This is a genomic window from Paenibacillus sinopodophylli (assembly GCF_005930355.1).
Classification (GTDB): Bacteria; Bacillota; Bacilli; order Paenibacillales; family Paenibacillaceae; genus Pristimantibacillus; species Pristimantibacillus sinopodophylli.
The window spans coordinates 159,930-176,989 of record NZ_VDBO01000006.1; the positions used below are offsets into that span (position 1 = coordinate 159,930).

The 17,060-nt window shown below is 47.3% G+C and carries 15 protein-coding genes and 1 riboswitch; of the genes, 12 read left to right on the top strand and 3 right to left on the bottom strand.

Features of this window, described 5'->3' with window-relative positions; all coding sequences use genetic code 11:
- Positions 1 to 152: 152 nt before the first annotated feature.
- On the bottom strand, positions 153 to 899 hold the full coding sequence (gene hemQ, locus FGT79_RS21020) for a hydrogen peroxide-dependent heme synthase (protein ID WP_138754791.1): 747 nt from the start codon (positions 897 to 899) through the stop codon (positions 153 to 155).
- A gap of 163 nt (positions 900 to 1,062) precedes the next feature.
- Between hemQ and FGT79_RS21025 the strand changes: the two genes are divergently transcribed.
- The 10 genes from FGT79_RS21025 to FGT79_RS21070 all read left to right on the top strand — a co-directional run bounded on the left by FGT79_RS21025 (position 1,063) and on the right by FGT79_RS21070 (position 11,279).
- Positions 1,063 to 1,353, top strand: coding sequence for a YuiB family protein (locus FGT79_RS21025; RefSeq protein WP_138754792.1), 291 nt, complete (start codon positions 1,063 to 1,065; stop codon positions 1,351 to 1,353).
- Between the two features lie 304 nt (positions 1,354 to 1,657).
- Entirely contained in the window at positions 1,658 to 3,187 is a 1,530-nt protein-coding gene (locus FGT79_RS21030) for a replication initiation and membrane attachment family protein (RefSeq protein WP_138754793.1), read from the top strand.
- A gap of 21 nt (positions 3,188 to 3,208) precedes the next feature.
- Positions 3,209 to 4,165 (top strand): primosomal protein DnaI, encoded by a 957-nt coding sequence (dnaI, locus tag FGT79_RS21035; protein WP_138754879.1) that lies wholly within the window; start codon positions 3,209 to 3,211, stop codon positions 4,163 to 4,165.
- A 292-nt stretch (positions 4,166 to 4,457) separates the two neighbouring features.
- A complete protein-coding gene (locus FGT79_RS21040) occupies positions 4,458 to 5,060 on the top strand; it encodes a hypothetical protein (protein ID WP_138754794.1) in 603 nt (200 codons plus the stop codon).
- Positions 5,061 to 5,207: 147 nt separating this feature from the next.
- Positions 5,208 to 5,420 carry a hypothetical protein gene (locus tag FGT79_RS21045; protein ID WP_138754795.1) on the top strand — a complete coding sequence of 71 codons (213 nt, stop codon included), beginning with the start codon at positions 5,208 to 5,210 and terminating at the stop codon, positions 5,418 to 5,420.
- A gap of 475 nt (positions 5,421 to 5,895) precedes the next feature.
- Entirely contained in the window at positions 5,896 to 7,014 is a 1,119-nt protein-coding gene (locus FGT79_RS21050) for a sulfate ABC transporter substrate-binding protein (RefSeq protein WP_246096530.1), read from the top strand.
- Between the two features lie 34 nt (positions 7,015 to 7,048).
- Positions 7,049 to 7,882: a sulfate ABC transporter permease subunit CysT gene (cysT, locus tag FGT79_RS21055; RefSeq protein WP_138754796.1), complete on the top strand. Its 834-nt coding sequence runs from the start codon at positions 7,049 to 7,051 to the stop codon at positions 7,880 to 7,882.
- Positions 7,883 to 7,898: 16 nt separating this feature from the next.
- Entirely contained in the window at positions 7,899 to 8,783 is an 885-nt protein-coding gene (gene cysW, locus FGT79_RS21060) for a sulfate ABC transporter permease subunit CysW (RefSeq protein WP_138754797.1), read from the top strand.
- A gap of 24 nt (positions 8,784 to 8,807) precedes the next feature.
- On the top strand, positions 8,808 to 9,050 hold the full coding sequence (locus tag FGT79_RS21065; RefSeq protein ID WP_138754798.1) for a YezD family protein: 243 nt from the start codon (positions 8,808 to 8,810) through the stop codon (positions 9,048 to 9,050).
- Positions 9,051 to 9,284: 234 nt separating this feature from the next.
- On the top strand, positions 9,285 to 11,279 hold the full coding sequence (locus tag FGT79_RS21070; RefSeq protein ID WP_246096531.1) for a dihydroorotate dehydrogenase: 1,995 nt from the start codon (positions 9,285 to 9,287) through the stop codon (positions 11,277 to 11,279).
- 29 nt (positions 11,280 to 11,308) lie between these two features.
- Here the strand turns inward: FGT79_RS21070 and FGT79_RS21075 are convergent, their stop codons facing one another.
- Entirely contained in the window at positions 11,309 to 11,455 is a 147-nt protein-coding gene (locus tag FGT79_RS21075; RefSeq protein ID WP_138754799.1) for a YqzM family protein, read from the bottom strand.
- Between the two features lie 207 nt (positions 11,456 to 11,662).
- Here FGT79_RS21075 and uvrC point away from each other — a divergent pair, with 207 nt between their 5' ends.
- The gene (uvrC, locus tag FGT79_RS21080) at positions 11,663 to 13,567 is read left to right on the top strand and encodes an excinuclease ABC subunit UvrC (protein WP_138754800.1); all 1,905 of its coding nucleotides are present in this window, start codon (positions 11,663 to 11,665) and stop codon (positions 13,565 to 13,567) included.
- Here uvrC and FGT79_RS21085 read toward each other — a convergent pair.
- Positions 13,536 to 15,164, bottom strand: coding sequence for a CPBP family intramembrane glutamic endopeptidase (locus FGT79_RS21085; RefSeq protein WP_171056356.1), 1,629 nt, complete (start codon positions 15,162 to 15,164; stop codon positions 13,536 to 13,538). The two genes, uvrC and FGT79_RS21085, sit on opposite strands and share 32 nt — an antisense overlap.
- Before the next feature lie 245 nt (positions 15,165 to 15,409).
- Positions 15,410 to 15,613, top strand: a riboswitch (cyclic di-AMP (ydaO/yuaA leader).
- A 99-nt stretch (positions 15,614 to 15,712) separates the two neighbouring features.
- Between FGT79_RS21085 and FGT79_RS21095 the strand changes: the two genes are divergently transcribed.
- Positions 15,713 to 17,053: a TrkH family potassium uptake protein gene (locus FGT79_RS21095; protein WP_138754803.1), complete on the top strand. Its 1,341-nt coding sequence runs from the start codon at positions 15,713 to 15,715 to the stop codon at positions 17,051 to 17,053.
- Positions 17,054 to 17,060: the final 7 nt, after the last annotated feature.

The following is a 17,060-nucleotide window of genomic DNA, read 5'->3' on the forward strand; positions in this document are numbered from 1 at the left end:
CAGACGGCAGGATATACGTTCTTCTCATCATTACATACTTTTTCAGGTATCCGGCGGCGTTGCTTGCGCGTCTACATTGACGCTCAAGCTCTCGAAAAAAAGCCCGTACCTGCCTGCTGTCGCAAAGGCGGGTACGGGCTTTCAAGTTATTGTTACAGTGCGAGCAAGGCGGCGAATTTCTCACCGTTCAAGAAATTGCCGACATAGAAATCGCCAAAGTCAGCATAACGCGCGCTAACCTCATCAAAGCGCATTTCGTAGATCAGCTTCTTGAATTGCAGCGCGTCCTCTGCGAACAGTGTTACGCCCCACTCCCAGTTGTCGAAGCCGACAGAGCCCGTAATGATTTGTTTTACTTTGCCAGCGTAAGAGCGGCCAATCATGCCGTGGCTGCGCATCAACGTCTTGCGCTCGTCCATGCTGAGCATGTACCAGTTGTCTTGCCCGTCGCGGCGTTTGTTCATCGGGTAGAAGCAGATGTGGCTTGCTTTCGGAAGCGCAGGCTTGAGGCGTGCGAGTATATCCGGATTCTGCATCGGATCTGAGCCTGGTGCCGCCATGTAGTTGCTAAGTTCAACGATGCTCACATAAGAATGCACCGGATAAGTAAAGCTTGCGAACGACGTTTTGTTGAACGCCGTCTCTATCGCGTTCAAGTCCTCCAGCGTTTCACGCAGGTGCATGAACATAAAATCAGCCTTCTGGCCGACGATGGAATAAACGGCTGTACTGCCTTCTTTATTCTCCTCTACTGCTGCCCATTGCTGCAAGAAAGATTGCAGCTCGTCCAGCGCGCGGCTGCGCTCGCTCTCGTCTGCTAAGCGCCATGCAGTCCAGTCGATGCTGCGGAAATCATGCAGCGCGTACCAGCCTTCTAATGTTTGTGCTGCTTCACTCATTGTATAAATGCTCCCTTCAAGCTCCATAATGATGCTGCAATCATTGTATCGTACTCTGGGCAAGTGGAGCAAATGGCGGTCTTGTGACATTTCTTCATACGTAATTGACTTCCTTGGGGCCATTAATTAAACTAATAACGAGAGTCTGAAGGGGGAAGTTTCAATGCTTCAATTAATGATTGCAACGGTACTGTTTTTAGTAATGATGTTCGGTATTGGTTTTATTCTGAATATGCTCTTAAAAACAACGTGGTTTCCAATATATTTATTTATTATTGCTTTGATCGTACTAGGCATATGGGCGCCTTGGGATGATTCAGCGACTACAACGATTCAGAACTTTGCTCACTACACGGTCATTGACTATATTCCGGTTCTTGGAGCTTTGGTCGGCGCATACGTGAGCGGATGGGCGATACAAGCGCTTCGTAAGGGCGGCTACAAAATGTTCTAAACAAGCAAAAATGCCTTCGTCGTCCTTTGGACGCTGAAGGAGCTTTGACGGTAAAATATAAGCCCTTTATAAGCTAGCAGACTTATAGAGGGCTTATATTTCAAGCGTAAACGGTTAAAGCCGTCCTCTGGCGGCTATGCTCACGTTTCGCGTAGACGTATAGAGATAGTATGAGTAAAATCAAATACTTTCCTATACGTAGAGAAATCCCTCATTCGGGGGATTTTTCTATTTTTCGACACGTCCTGAACAACGGTTTTTATGTTAAAATGATAGAATGAAAGTAAGGGATGGAGCTGGTGCAGTGCGCATCAATAATATATTACAGTATACGGAACACCACCGATACTACATATTCCGTGACTATTCTTTGAGCAGTCTGGACTATAAAATGCTGTCGCTAATCTATCAGCCGATGATTGGTGCTTTTGCTGTCGCCTTCTATCAGCAGCTTTATCATGGAATCGCTGAGGGAACCTCTGGCTATTCAGCAATTGAACCGCAGCGCAAGCTGTTTCTAGGGCTTGGACTTGAGATGAACGAGCGTGGGCGCAAGCATTTGATCGAACAGGCTTCCAAGCTTGAGGCCGTTGGCTTGCTGCAAACCTCGCGACTAGGCGTGCCCGATAATGCAGATGTTATATATGAATACGAGCTTTCACAGCCATTGTCGCCCGTTGAGTTTTTCCGCAACATGCATTTGACGATGCTGCTTCGTGATAAGGTTGGCAAATATGCAGTAATATCGCTGCGCGAGTCCTTTGGAGCGAATGAGCCTGATGAGCTTGCAGGTGCGCAGTTCGAGAAAGAAAACATTTCGATGCCGTTCTATGAATTGTTCAAGCTGAACATGCAATCGGTTGATGATGAGCTTGAGCAGGCGCTGACGGAGGTTGCTCCATCGAGGCAGTCTTCCGCACGAGCTGCGCAGGCGACAGCAGGAATACCGTACGGGGAAATTATACTGCGTTTTCCGCGCAATTCGGCGAATCGCCGCTTCGTAGAGCGGTTGCGAAGTGACGAAGAGCAGCTTGCGCAAGTCAATTATGTCGCTTACAAATATAGCTTGGCAGTCGTTGATATATGCCGCTTGCTTGATGAGGATGGAATATTCAGCGAGAGCGGAACGCTGCAGGTTGATGAGCTGCAGCTAAGAGCTAATCAGTTCTACAGGCAGGATAAGAAGCGTGAAGGTGAACGTCAGCGGGCGCTCTCGCGTACACAGGTCATATCTGGTGAAGAGCAGCCTGATCCCGATGAACTGACAGAGGAATTCGAGGTTCAGGAGCAGCATTACTTGCAGGTACCGAACCAGTTGTTAGGCCGCTGCGATGTTCAGCAATATAATATGCTGATGAGAAACGAGCCGCACACCCGCTTTCTGCAGCGGTTTTTTCCAGGGGCAGTACCGGATTGGATTGAGCGTGTATTCGAGCGAATCGATTTGAATTATAAATTAGCAGGTCCTGTCATAAATGTACTTATTCATTATGTTATTGGAGCAAATGACGCGCAGCGTGTAACGAAGACGTTTCTGGATGCAGTCGCATCGAATATGCTCGTGAAGCAAATTGATACGTTCGAGAAGGCGGTTGTCTACGTGCGCGAGCAAGCGCAGGTAGAGCAGGATAAGGAACGGCGCAAGGAAGCAGCACTCAGCTATGCTGGCGGTTACAACAACGCCAAGGGCGGTTCACGGGGGGGAAGCGGCAGCCGCGGAACATCGCGCAAGCCGTCGATTCCAATCGTGGAGGAGAATAAGTCTACGTCTGCCGTGTCGGCAGAGGAGCTTGAGGAGCTGCTGAAGCTTGCACAAAAACTAGACGGCAAATGATAAGGGTGGTGTGAGCGGATGATGGAGTCGATGGGCGATTTGCTGAAGGCTTGGCCAACGGGCAAAACGATTACGGAGCAAGCGGAGCAAAAGCTGACTGAGCTGCTTGCGGAGCCGCTTGTCGAGAAGCTGCGTTTGAAATATCCCGATCTGGATCAGCATACGATTCGTCTCAATTTGAATCGTGTGTATCAATATGTGACTGAATATCGGAATTGTACGAATTGTCCAGGTCTTGATAACTGCCCGAATGATTTCGAAGGACATTATACGTTGCTCAGCTCGGATACCATTAATGGTCTTACACAGCTCTATGATCGCAAAGTGGCTTGCAAGAAGTTCAATGCGCGCCAGGTGGAAGAGCAGATTAGAAGCCGTGTAAGGAGCTTCTACATCGATGAAAAGGCTCTTCAGCGGGGGTATTCGCCTGCTGAGATTTTAACGAATGATCCTGAACGTTCAAAGGCAGTAGGCCAAGTGATGCGATATATCGACCGTACGAAGGAACAGGGACTTCAGCAGGACGGGCTGTATCTGGCTGGCCGTTTCGGCACGGGTAAGACATTTCTTATGTGCTATTTGCTGCATGAGCTGGCGAAAGCGGGCTATTCAGGCGTTATTGTGTACATGCCTGATTTCGTTGAAGATCTGAAGTCGTTGATGCATGAGCCCGGTAAGCTCAAGGAAACCGTTGAGATGATGAAGGAAACCGATCTTCTTATCTTTGATGATATGGGCGCTGAGAATTTGAATCCATGGGTTCGTGATCATGTGCTTGGAGCGATTCTAAACTATCGAATGCAGCGTAAGCCGACGTTCTATACATCCAATTATGAGCTGGAGGCGCTGGAGAAGCATTTCAGCTTCACGAGCAAGGACGGCGATGAGCTTCATAAGGGGCAGCGGCTTATGGACCGCATACGGCCATATGTCGAGGTCGTAATGGTAACAGGCGAGAATAAGCGCGGACGGAAATAATCGAATGATGGCTTTGGCTATGCGATCGGAACGAGATCGCAGGGCCAGGGCTATTTTTTTGGGAATATAGGAAAGTATATCATTTTGCCAGCTTTCTCTATATTTCTACGCGAAACGTAAGTTTAGCCGCCAGAGGACGGCATTAGCCGAGTACGCTTGGCCATTTTGAATTCAGTTCTCAAATGGACGTAGTTCCTTTATAAACTAATCTTTATTCGTAAGCGTATACTTCCTCGCAACCATTTCCTGTCAGCCTGCGTCATATGATCTAGGTAAAGGATGAGGGAGGAAAATGATGAAATTTTTGTTAAATGTTATCGCAATATGCTGGACCATTATGCTTCTAGCCGCCTGTTCAAACCAGGAAGATCGCAAAGAAACAACAATAGGTGATGATGAGAAAACACAACTAATCGATGAAGCGGTTTTGTCTGCTGCTGATTCTTCAGATTTTTTGACATATAGAAGTAAGGTCGGCTGGACTGTACAATACCCCAAATCTTGGGACTATACATCTGAAGGCGTGCTGCAGGAAACGGCCTCGGAAAAGTATATTTCGTTTCGAACATACGCCATCCCTGAAGAGGGAGTTGAGGTATGGTTGGACAACAAAATAGAGAGGGCACTCTCCATGGAGGAAGCGGACAATACGCTTTCTGAAGAAGTGACAGTAGAAGCGGAAAATGGGTTTATCGTTTATAAATATGCATTGCAATCCGCCTATGTCAGGTCAGATAACATATCGGAACTGAGAAAGATTTTGTATGTTGATAATGAGCATATATACGAGTTTCATACACAATCACCACCGTTAACAAATGCAGAATTTGAAGCTATTGTTGGTACATTCACATTCGAGAATGAGAAGGATAAGCAGACAGTTGAACATCCTTAATAATGGAGCAAATTTCGGTTAGCAGTAGATTAAGATGAGACGCCGCAGGAGGTAAGTAGAGCAAATGAATCGTCATATTGTTCCGAGAGACAAACAGGATTCTGATCGTGTTAACATAGTCAGATTCGGAGGAATATAGCAATATACATGGGTGGTCGTGACTTTTATCGATGGAATTACAAAGTAGAACAGCTGCGGCTGCAGAAGGGCAAGTCTCTTCTGCAGCCGTTTTATTATGGTTTGGGATTTATAAGGTTAACATTTGGCGGGATGAGCAGGACTGTAAACGAGAAAAACGACGAATGTGTGTGGAGCGAGCTGGGGTGGAACTGGAGCAAACAAGCAACTGTAAGATTATAGGTTCTAACAGCGCGCGAGTGGCAGGTATTGGTGATCTGTAAGCACATATACGTGCTTGCAGCGAGAGAGAAAACAGGAATTCGACTGGATAATACAGTCGAATCAGCTGCCTCGATTGGCATTCCCCATTCCAATTTAGCTTATTCGCCCCATCTTTATTCCGATGCGGATAAAAGAGGGGGCGAATAAGCATGGCAAACGTTAAAGAATGGAGATGTTCAGCAAAATATAGGTGCTTTTAGCGCTAATATAAAGCTTTCTAATCAAACTTATCATTTTTTTGAAATTAAGTATTGACAGTATACGGGGGACGCTGGTAAGATTCTTCCATAACCAACTAAACAGGTAGGAATAATCGTTTCCGACCGGACGAACCGGAGTAAACACCTATCACGGAGAAACGCGACAGAATAGCGTCAGGATCATACTCGCAAGTGTTTCTACAAGCCTGTAAAAATCAAAAGGGGTGTATGAAATGTTGAAAAAAGTGACTCATTTTCGTTCGGTATTTATCCTATTGGCTTTAGTGCTGGTACTCGCAGCTTGCGGCCAAGGCGGCAATAACGCAGCAAACCAAGCAACGAACAAACCTGCTAACGAGTCCGCGGCGACGAATGCAGCAGCTACAGAAGAACCGGTTAAAGAAGAGTCTAAACCTCCTGTAGAGCTGTTGAACGTATCTTATGACCCGACTCGTGAGCTTTACGTAGCTTTCAACGATGCATTCACGAAGCATTGGAAAGCAGAGACTGGTCAAGAAGTAACCATTAAGCAATCACATGGTGGTTCAGGTAAACAAGGGCGTGCAGTTATTGATGGTCTGAAAGCTGACGTTGTAACGCTTGCACTTGGGTATGATATCGATGCCATCGTAGAGCCCGGCTTAATCGAAGCTGACTGGCAATCCCAATTCGAACACAATAGCTCACCCTATACATCTACAATCGTGTTCCTTGTTCGCAAAGGAAACCCGAAAGGCATTAAAGACTGGAACGATCTGATCAAGGATAAGGTAGAAGTCATTACACCTAACCCGAAAACCTCTGGCGGCGCACGCTGGAACTATTTGGCGGCATGGGGCTACGCTTTGAAACAAAACGGCAATGACGAAGCCAAAGCACAGGAATTTGTAGCTGAACTGTTCAAGCATGTACCTGTACTCGATTCAGGTGCCCGAGGTTCAACAACAACTTTCGTAGAACGTGGAATTGGCGATGTGCTGCTGGCTTGGGAGAACGAAGCTTTCCTATCCATCAACGAGCTTGGACCAGATAAGTTCGAAATCGTTTATCCATCCCTTAGCATTTTGGCAGAGCCTCCGGTTGCTGTCGTAGATAAAGTGGTAGATGACCGTGGTACACGTGAAGTTGCTGAGGCATACTTGCAGTATTTGTACACGGAGGAAGGTCAAGAGATCGCAGCTAAAAACTACTACCGTCCGATTTCGGAAACCGTTGCGGCGAAGTATACGGATCAGTTTAAAGCGCTTGAGCTGCTCACAATTGATAAAGACTTTGGCGGCTGGAAAGAAGCACAAACTAAACACTTCGCAGATGGCGGCATTTTCGACAAAATTTATACACCGGGTTCATAATGCAGCACTCAAAAAAGATTGGAGCTGACTTCACATGAAAGGTTCCAAGTCCCGTAATGTGCTTCCGGGTTTTGGCTTATCGATGGGTTTTACGTTGTTTTACCTTAGTGTTATCGTACTTATTCCGCTGGCTGCCGTTTTTTTTAAAACGGCAGAGCTCAGCTGGTCTGAGTTTTGGAGTACGGTTACGAATGCTCGGGTTGTTGCTTCCTACCGAGTGAGCTTCTTTACTGCTTTTTTCGCGGGCGCTGTGAACGCCGTATTCGGTCTATTAATCGCTTGGGTGCTGGTGCGCTACCGATTTCCCGGCAAAAAAATTATAGACAGCCTCGTTGATTTGCCTTTTGCATTGCCAACGGCAGTTGCGGGGATTGCCTTAACGGCAATCTATGCGCCAAACGGCTGGATTGGATCGTTTTTACAGCCGCTCGGCGTTAAAGTTGCTTATTCTCCAATCGGTATTACGATCGCACTTATATTCATAGGTCTTCCCTTTGTAGTGCGTACGGTGCAGCCTGTGCTGCAGGATATGGAGAAGGAGACAGAAGAAGCAGCTGTTATGCTTGGTGCATATCGATTGCGGACGTTTTGGAAGGTCATACTGCCGGAGCTTATGCCAGCGCTCTTAACAGGGTTCGCGCTTGCATTCGCAAGAGGCATCGGCGAGTACGGCTCGGTCGTGTTCATTTCTGGTAATATGCCGCTTAAGACAGAGATTACACCGCTGCTTATCATGACGAAGCTGGAGCAATATGATTACGCCGGCGCTACCGCAATTGCGCTTGTTATGCTTGTTGTGTCCTTCCTCATGCTGCTAGTCATTAATTTACTGCAATGGCGGATGAACCGCCGTACAGTATCGGACTGAGAAGGAGGCAAAAACAATGGCTGGAGCAATTACCGTTCATACGGATGGAGAAGCATCGAAAAGGCCGCAGCATATTAATGAGTCCGCCCTGGTTCGCTGGGTGCTCATTGGGATCGCCATGCTGTTTCTAGGGCTAATCGTGCTTCTGCCGCTCGCATCCGTGTTTGTTGAAGCATTCAAGAAGGGCGTAGGCGTATACATAGACTCTATTACAGAGCCGGATGCCCTGTCAGCGCTCAAACTTACGCTTATCGTTGCGTTAATTGCCGTTCCTATTAATACGATTTTCGGTATTGCTGCGGCTTGGGCAATCAGTAAGTTTCGTTTCCGCGGCAAAAATATACTCATTACGCTAATTGATTTGCCATTTGCTGTTTCGCCAGTCATATCGGGTCTAATCTATGTGCTATTGTTCGGAGCGCAAGGATTTCTCGGACCATGGCTGGATGAAAGAGGCATTCAAATTATATTTGCCGTTCCAGGCATTGTACTTGCGACTGTATTCGTTACGGTTCCTTTTGTAGCGCGTGAGCTTATTCCGCTTATGCAGGCACAAGGCGTTCAGGAAGAGGAAGCAGCAGCGAGTTTGGGTGCTAAAGGCTGGCAAATTTTCTGGAAAGTAACGCTTCCTAACATTAAATGGGGACTGCTTTATGGCGTTATTCTATGTAACGCGCGGGCCATGGGAGAATTCGGAGCAGTATCTGTCGTATCCGGCCATATTCGCGGTGAGACGAATACACTGCCGCTCCATATTGAGATTTTGTACAATGAGTATCAATTTTCTGCATCGTTTGCGGTTGCATCCTTGCTTGTGATGCTGGCTGTCGTTACTTTGATCGTGAAGAGCATCGTAGAGTGGAAGTCCGCTCAGCAAAAACCATTGCCAATTTCAGAATAAATGAAAAAAGTGGAGGGGTTTCAAATGGCAAAACCGTTAGAAGTTGATCAACAGTGGCTGGATCAGATCGCAAGTCAAGTGAGCGGCTTGAATTATGGACATGTAACGATTACTGTGCATGACGGCAGAATCGTACAAATCGATCGAACGGAAAGAACGCGTTATGATGGTTCCGCTCAGAAGCTGTCTAGTCCGTCTGATTCGAAGCCGCAAATCAAGCATCGTGAGAATCATTCTACCGGAGAGGCGCTTCGTATCGTGCAATAGCTATTATACGAGTTGGATATAACAAATAAGCGGCCGTTCACAGGATCATTGATCCTTGTTGGACGGCCGTTTTCTCGAAATATACGAAAGTATATCATTTCGTCATCCTTTCTCTATATTTCTCGGAATGAAACGCTTTGTGCCGCCAAAGGACGGCGACAGCCGTTCCACCTTGTGTGAATGGAAGCTGGTTATTGTAACTAAGTCCATTGTTTTCTACAATAGGAAGAGGAAATGAAACCACATGCAGGGAGAATAGCGATGCCGGATTGGAGCTACCAAACTTTATTTCGACCTATATTGTTTCGCTTGCCGTCACGCCTAAGCAGGAAAATTACGCTTCAAGCGATTGGCGGTCTAAGCAAGCTTCCGGGTGGATCATTCGTGGTCCGAACATTCGGTCATATGGAACCGTCACCATTGTTAGAGAGCGAAGCATCAGGCATAGTACTGCAGACTCCAATTGGTCTCTCGGGAGGTGTTGATCCGGAGGGAATCGCGCATCTCGCAATTGCACAATTCGGAATCGGCTTCATCGAGCATGGGCCAGTCACCATTAAGCGAATGACAAGCCTTGCAGCTATTGAGAAAGATGCAGGACAGGAATGGATTCGTTACCCGAATTATTATGAGAATGAAGGCGTCGATCGAGTGACGGAGCTGATCCGCACAGCTAAGCATAGGCTGCCTCAGTTCGCACGGATTACTCCGATGCCATACACTGACCGCCGGGAGATCCTCCCTGAGCTTATAAGCATGATAGAGCAGCTTACAGAGGCAGGCACGGATGGCTATTATATCGATGTTCTCCATGGGGACATAGGCTGGGAGGAAGCCAGTGTTCTTCTGAATGATTTGGCAGGTCAGCTCCAGCTCAAGTCGCATACGAGTCCTGCCTCTAATAAGCCCTTATTTCTGTATACGCCTCCTAATTTTCCAGATGAATACTTAATGCCACTTATTCAATCGCTCCCACGAGAGAGTTGGAGCGGAGTTGTGGTAGGCGAGGCTTCCAGCTATTCATTCGAAGGAGCCTTAGCGAGCAAGGTCAGCAAAGAAGAAAAGGCTGACAGCATAAATAAGATCAAAGCGATACGCAGCGTATGTGCTCCGAATTGGATCATTAAGGCAGGCGGTGGCGTGCACGAGCCGCAGGATGCTCTTGATCTGCTGCAGGCGGGAGCCGACTATATCATGCTGCATAGCGGTCTTATATTCGCTGGGCCGGGACTTCCTAAGCGCATCAATGAAGCCATTATTTATGAGCAGGTAAAATTTTGGCCGATTGAAGAACCGCCATCTTTCTGGAAGCATTGGGGCTGGATGTGCCTGCTTGGCATCGGTATGATGCTGGGCGGTTTATTATCTTGGATCGTGGCGGCTACTACGGTGCTGCTGCCGTATGATTTGTCTTTCATTGGACTATCACTAGAGGACCTGCATCATATTAACCACAATCTGCTGCATTTCATGTCACATGACCGTATTACATTAGCGGGTACCATGCTGACGATAGGTATTGTATATTTCCAATTGGCCAGACATGGGCTGAGAGAAGGCTTGCACTGGACAAGGACAGCGCTGCTAGTCTCAGGTGTAGTAGGTTTCGCGAGCTTCTTCCTTTATTTGGGGTATGGCTACTTTGATCCGTTGCATGCGATAGCTGCGGTCTTATTGCTCCCGTTGTTTGTGCTTGCGATGCGTAGGAATCCAGACAGACCGTACCGCTTTGCCGTTAATGTCCGTAATGACCGCAGGTGGCGCAGAGCGATGTGGGGACAGCTTAGTATGGTCGTTCTGGGCTTTGCACTCTCAATTGGCGGTCTTACGATCTCAGTCGTGGGTATAACGGAGGTGTTCGTTCAGACGGATCTAGTCTATTTGGATACAAGTACTGCGGAGCTGAATGAGCGGAATGCGAAGCTCATACCGCTGATCGCACATGATAGAGCGGGGTTTGGCGGTGCATTGTTTTGTGCGGCAGTAGCTATTCTGATTATGGCGCTATGGGGAATTCAGCAAGGCTCACGCTGGCTATGGTGGACGTTTCTTCTTGGCGGTGCCCCTGGATTTTATGCGGGTTTAAGCGTTCATCTGTCTATTGGCTATGTCGATTTGTGGCATCTGTCACCGGCATTGTTTGCATTGGTTCTATATGTACTCGGTCTTATTCTGCTATATCCGTATTTAATGAAATTGCCTGAAGCAGCAGCTGATGGAAGGCAATAAAAAAAGGAGCAGCACGCTGCTCCTTTTTCTTATGAAATAATGAACTTAACGATTACAGCAACTGCGAAAATGACGGTCATAAAACCGAGCATTCCGCCAAAGCCGAATACGACGTCCATCAAATCATGGCGAGGCTCTTCGTTGAAATGCTCGCGCGGGTCTCTTACGTTTTCCATCGTTGACGTCCTCCTTGAAAAAGACCGATTGCTTCACTCACAACCTAAGCGGTCGTCTTTATGTAGTATCGGTTTATTCAACTTGTATTAGTATACCCAAATTCCCAAACAGTTGTAAAGCAAAATACAGGTGAGAATTGTAAGACAATCGTCGGTGCAATTATGCTAAAATGTGTACAGAATCATTCGGCAGTCGGAGGCGAGAGCATGAACCAGCAACAGATAGAACAATTACAGGCGGAGCAGGCGCTTGCTGCAGCCAAAGAAACGATACGGAACAAGCTAGCGCTGCTGCCTGATCAGTCGGGCTGTTATCTGATGAAAAATGGCGAAGGCGTTATTATATATGTAGGCAAAGCTAAAGTACTCAAAAATCGTGTTCGTTCCTATTTCAATGGAAGTCACAACGGGAAGACGCAGCGTCTTGTGTCTGAAATTCGAGATTTTGAATTTATCGTAACCTCAAGCAATATGGAAGCTCTTATTCTAGAATGTAATTTAATTAAGCAATATCATCCCAGATACAACGTCTTGCTTAAGGATGACAAAACTTTTCCTTATATTAAAATAACGAACGAGAAGCATCCCAAGCTTGAGGTGACGAGGCGGATCATTAAAGATAAAGGGAAGTACTTTGGCCCTTATCCGAATGCCTATGCGGCCCAGCAGACGAAAAAGCTGCTCGACCGACTTTATCCGCTCAGGAAGTGCAAGACGCTCCCTGATAAGGTTTGCTTATACTATCATCTGGGTCAATGTATTGCACCGTGTGAATTTGATGTGGAGCAGTCGGAATATGATCGTATGATTCAAGAGATATCACGTTTCCTTAACGGCGGTCAGGATGTAGTGAAGATTGAGCTCCAGCGTAAGATGGAGGAAGCTGCCGAGAAGCTGGAATTCGAGCGTGCGAAGGAGCTCAGGGACCAACTGATCGCTATCGATGCAGTGATGGAGAAGCAGAAAATAACGATGTCCGACGCACTGGATCGTGATATATTTGGCTTTGCCGTCGATAAAGGCTGGATGTGCGTACAGATTTTATACATGCGCCAAGGAAAGCTGATCGAGCGTCATGGAACGACCTTCCCCTATTACGGGGAAGAGTATGATGATTTCATGACCTTTGTCACACAGTATTACAGTGACAATCCGGCGCTGCCTAAGCAGATTCTGCTGCCGCTGCCGCCGGAGCTGGAGCAGGCGAAAGAAGAATTGCTTGAGGAGGAAGCGCAAGCCGAGGAAGCTTCATCTCGCGCGGATGATGTGATTGCGTCGCTTCACAGCTGGCTGAAAGTTAAGGTATTGATGCCACAGCGCGGGCGCAAGAGCGAGGTCGTAACGATGGCTATCGATAACGCAAAGGTTATGCTGGACGAGAAGTTCCGGCTGATCGAGCGGGATGAAGAGCGCAGTGTCAAGGCGACTGAGTCTTTAGCCGGTTGGCTTGGTCTTCCAGAGGTTCGGCGTATTGAAGCGTTCGATAACTCCAATATTCAAGGAACGAATCCGGTATCGGCCATGGTCGTCTTCACGGATGGCAAGCCAGACCGCAAGGAATATCGTAAATACAAGGTGAAAACAGTCGTTGGTCCGGATGACTATGAGACGATGAGAGAGGTGATAAGGCGCCGTTACGAGCGTGTGCTCAAAGAGGAGATCAAGCCTCCCGATCTTATTGTAGTCGATGGAGGGAAAGGTCAAATCTCGGCAGCACTGGACGTGCTGGAGAATGAGCTTGGCTTATTCATACCTGTATGCGGGCTTGTGAAGGATGCGAAGCATAAGACGGCCCAGCTCATGACTGGTGATCCGGCCGAGATTGTACCACTGCCGCGCGATAGTCAGGAATTTTATTTGCTGCAGCGTATACAGGACGAGGTGCATCGCTTTGCCATCACGTTCCACCGCGAGCAGCGAGCCAAATCCATGGTGGAATCAAGGCTTGATTCCATTCCAGGCATCGGGGAGAAACGCCGAAAGCTTCTGCTCAAACATTTTGGCTCCATCAAAAAAATAAAAGAGGCCTCAGTCGAAGACTTCCGGCCTCTCTCTATTGGAGATAAATTAGCTTCTCAAATTATAGCTGCTCTAGGGGAGGAGTCGCCCTGACTGGCGGCTTCTTCTCTTTTTTGCTGCTGAAATATTTGAGAACGAAAGCAATGATAACAGGCAGCACCGTGAAGAAAATAGCCGAGATAATATTCGGCGCTGTACCGATCGTGAGCAGGGATAGACCAACAGCAACGCTGTTGAAGATCGCATGGGTGAACATCGCCGTTATGAAGCCGTATCTGACGAAGATGAAGCTGAACATGAGTCCAATGATCATCAGTTCGATCAATCTCGTTGTAGAGGGATAGAACGGGTACATGACGTGTCCGAGCGCCCAGAACAAGGTCGGCAGCAGCGCTGCGGCAAATGTGTTTTTGAACCATCTGCGGAACAATCCGATTCCGAAGAAGCGGAAAACAGCCTCCTCAGAAATGGCTGCTGCCCAAGCGAGCACGGGCATGAGCCACAGAACACCCATATTATAAGGGGATTGCGTGGCGTCCGTCGTATCCCATGTGCCAATCGTCAGCTTAAGCCCGATGAAAATGACTGATTGCGTGGCAAAGAGGATGATGGCGAACAAATAAGCAAGCCCTACGCTCCGCCATACATGGTCGCCGTATCCCTTCTGCCCGAAGCGAGGCCATAGCGCCCGTCCCTGCGCCTTCCATAGCCCGTCACCTGCTATCATGGAGATATAGATGGAGCCGGCCATTGGAATGGTAAGCAGGAGCGTAAAGACGGCTGTGAAGATGACCGTTTGTCCTGCGAGCTCTGTCTCACCCAATGAAGCACGGATTCCGTCGAGTATATTCAGATTCATTATGATATAGGTAATAAAGTAGACTATGGTCAAAATAATGCCGAATTTAAACGATGTGAATTTCCGATACAGCACAGCATAGATAATAGCAAGTACAAATAGAACGAAGCTCATGAACATATAGCCGAAGCCTGTAAGGAAGCCGGCAAGCTTATCTTGCTTCTTCACGTATTGGATATAATCGGAAGGAGCAATGAATGCAGGCTTATACTTCACAATGATATTCCGGTCATTGATGTTCTGCGCATTGATATCGACGCCTAGAACAGCTTCTTCAATGGTGTAGCCAGTTGGAGCTTCTCCATGCCATCCCTTATTCACTTCGAAGCTTTTTTGCTTGAACGCATTGGCGTCTAAGCTTTGACTGGGTAAGAAAACAGCTACTTCCTTCTCCAGGTCGGGGCCAGAGAGTGTTTGATAGTTGAGGAGAAAGTTCCAAGCTACGATTTTTTCACTTTGCATATGTACATACACGTAGCCGGTTTCACCGCTGTCAAATTTCAGGTCGACTTGATACGTATCCGTAGGGAAGCTTTGGTCGTATTTATCGGTATAGGTTTTGATTAAGTCGTTTTTCGAGAGGTAGCCGTTCATGATTTTGTCGGTTTGATGGACGGCCTTGGCAGAACCCACCTGCAATCCACTTTGCTTCTCGGCAAATACAGTAGCCCGATTCTCTGCCGTTTCTTTGTCAATAACCTTCGTATTCAATTCGCCTGTCATCATAGAGTAGAACATCGGCCCCACTTCAACAACGGCGAAAACAATGAAGCAAGCAACCGCCGCCCATAGAAAACGTTTCCATTCATTTAACTTAATAGAATCAATCATTTGTCCACCTCTATTGTCCATGTAGTAAATTGCTTATCGGAATACCATACCATACAAATCCCTGAATTATCCATTGGAAAAGCCCGTTTACGCTCAAAAAGATGCGAAATAACGATATCCGACAAGCTTGAAGTATGCTGTGTTTCAGCCTTGCCCTAATACGGTCCAATATCAGCTTGTTTGTCGTAAATATCAGCTTTATATCATGACTGCTTTGGGATTATAATCGTTATCGTCATACTAATCGAATAGCAAAGCCGAATTTCCTATGGAAAACGGGGGAACCATAACGTTGCCTAGATCGCTCAGCCTGCTGTGTACAGCATCGCTTGAATCCGGCATCATGGGTTGAATTTCTACGGCGAAGTGAACGCTTCTGCCGCTGAATAGGGCTGCCTGTCCAGGCCCGAATCCGTCAGCTAACCTCGTAGGCGCTAGTGGAACAGAACTCATTGCACAGAGCACATCTGGTTTCAGTGCTTTTTTTTATGCTTATATATAGAGAGATAGTGCTTCATAAATGACACACCGCAGAAGAAGGATAATGGATGAAGGTAAACTTTAATGTGTTGAAATGGTCGCCCCCGCGAATACTGGTCAGCGGCTTCGCGCTTATTATCGTACTGGGAGCACTGTTATTATCCATGCCCTTCGCTTCGGCAACCGGCGAGCGGCTTCCTTTTATTGACGCATTGTTTACGGCAACCTCGGCAACCTGCGTCACTGGGCTCGTCATCGTAGACACAGGAACCTATTTCTCAGCAGCCGGTCAGGTCATCCTCATGTGCTTATTCCAACTTGGCGGCCTAGGTTTCATGACCATGGCGACGCTTGTTGCACTTGTGCTGCGCAAGAAAATATCGCTGCGCGAGCGTCTGCTGCTGCAGGAAGCGATGAACCAGTCGAGTATGGAAGGGATAGTCAAGCTTATTCGGCGAGTTATTATTTATTCATTATCCATTGAATTGGTAGGCGCTTTACTGTTTGCATCCAGATTCGCTGCAGATATGCCGCTGGGCAAAGCACTCTACTTCGGTGCCTTTCATGCGGTGTCGCTGTTCAACAACGCGGGCTTTGATATTTTTGGGAATTATCGCAGTCTTACCTTGTACGTTGATGACGTTGTCGTCAATTTTACGGCAATGCTGCTCATCATAACCGGCGGGTTAGGCTTTGTAGTCATGTCAGATCTGATGGAGTTCCGTAAAAACAAACGGCTATCCTTGCATAGCAAGGTTGTTCTCTCTATGACTGGCACGCTTATTGCAGTAGGCACCATCGTCATTTTTATTTTTGAATTTTCCAATACGAAGACGCTTGGTTCCTTGGACTTAGGCGGTAAAATTCTGGCATCCTTCTTCCAATCAGTAACGCCGCGGACAGCTGGGGCGAATACGCTCGACTACACACAGCTGCGTCAAGCAACCATGTTTTTCACGATCATCCTGATGTTTATCGGAGCGTCTCCAGGATCAACGGGCGGTGGTATTAAGACGACGACTTTCACGACATTGGTTGGCGCTGTTATCGCGATGATTCGCGGACGAGAGGATATCGTACTGTTCCGCTACAGGCTTGGAAAAGACCGGATTTTCAAAGCACTTACAATTACATTAATTTCATTGCTGCTCGTCATTATCGTAACGATGATACTCTCAATGACCGAGGAGCATGCATTTATAGAACTGCTGTTCGAAGCAACGTCAGCATTTGGCACAGTCGGCCTATCGGTCGGCGTTACGCCTGATCTTAGTTTAGTAGGAAAAATAGTCATTGCTTTAACGATGTTTGCCGGACGGCTCGGTCCATTAACGCTTGCTTATGCGCTTGGGCCTCGCACAGAAAAAGAATTGTATCGGCATCCTGAAGGCAAAATCACGATTGGATAGGAGAATT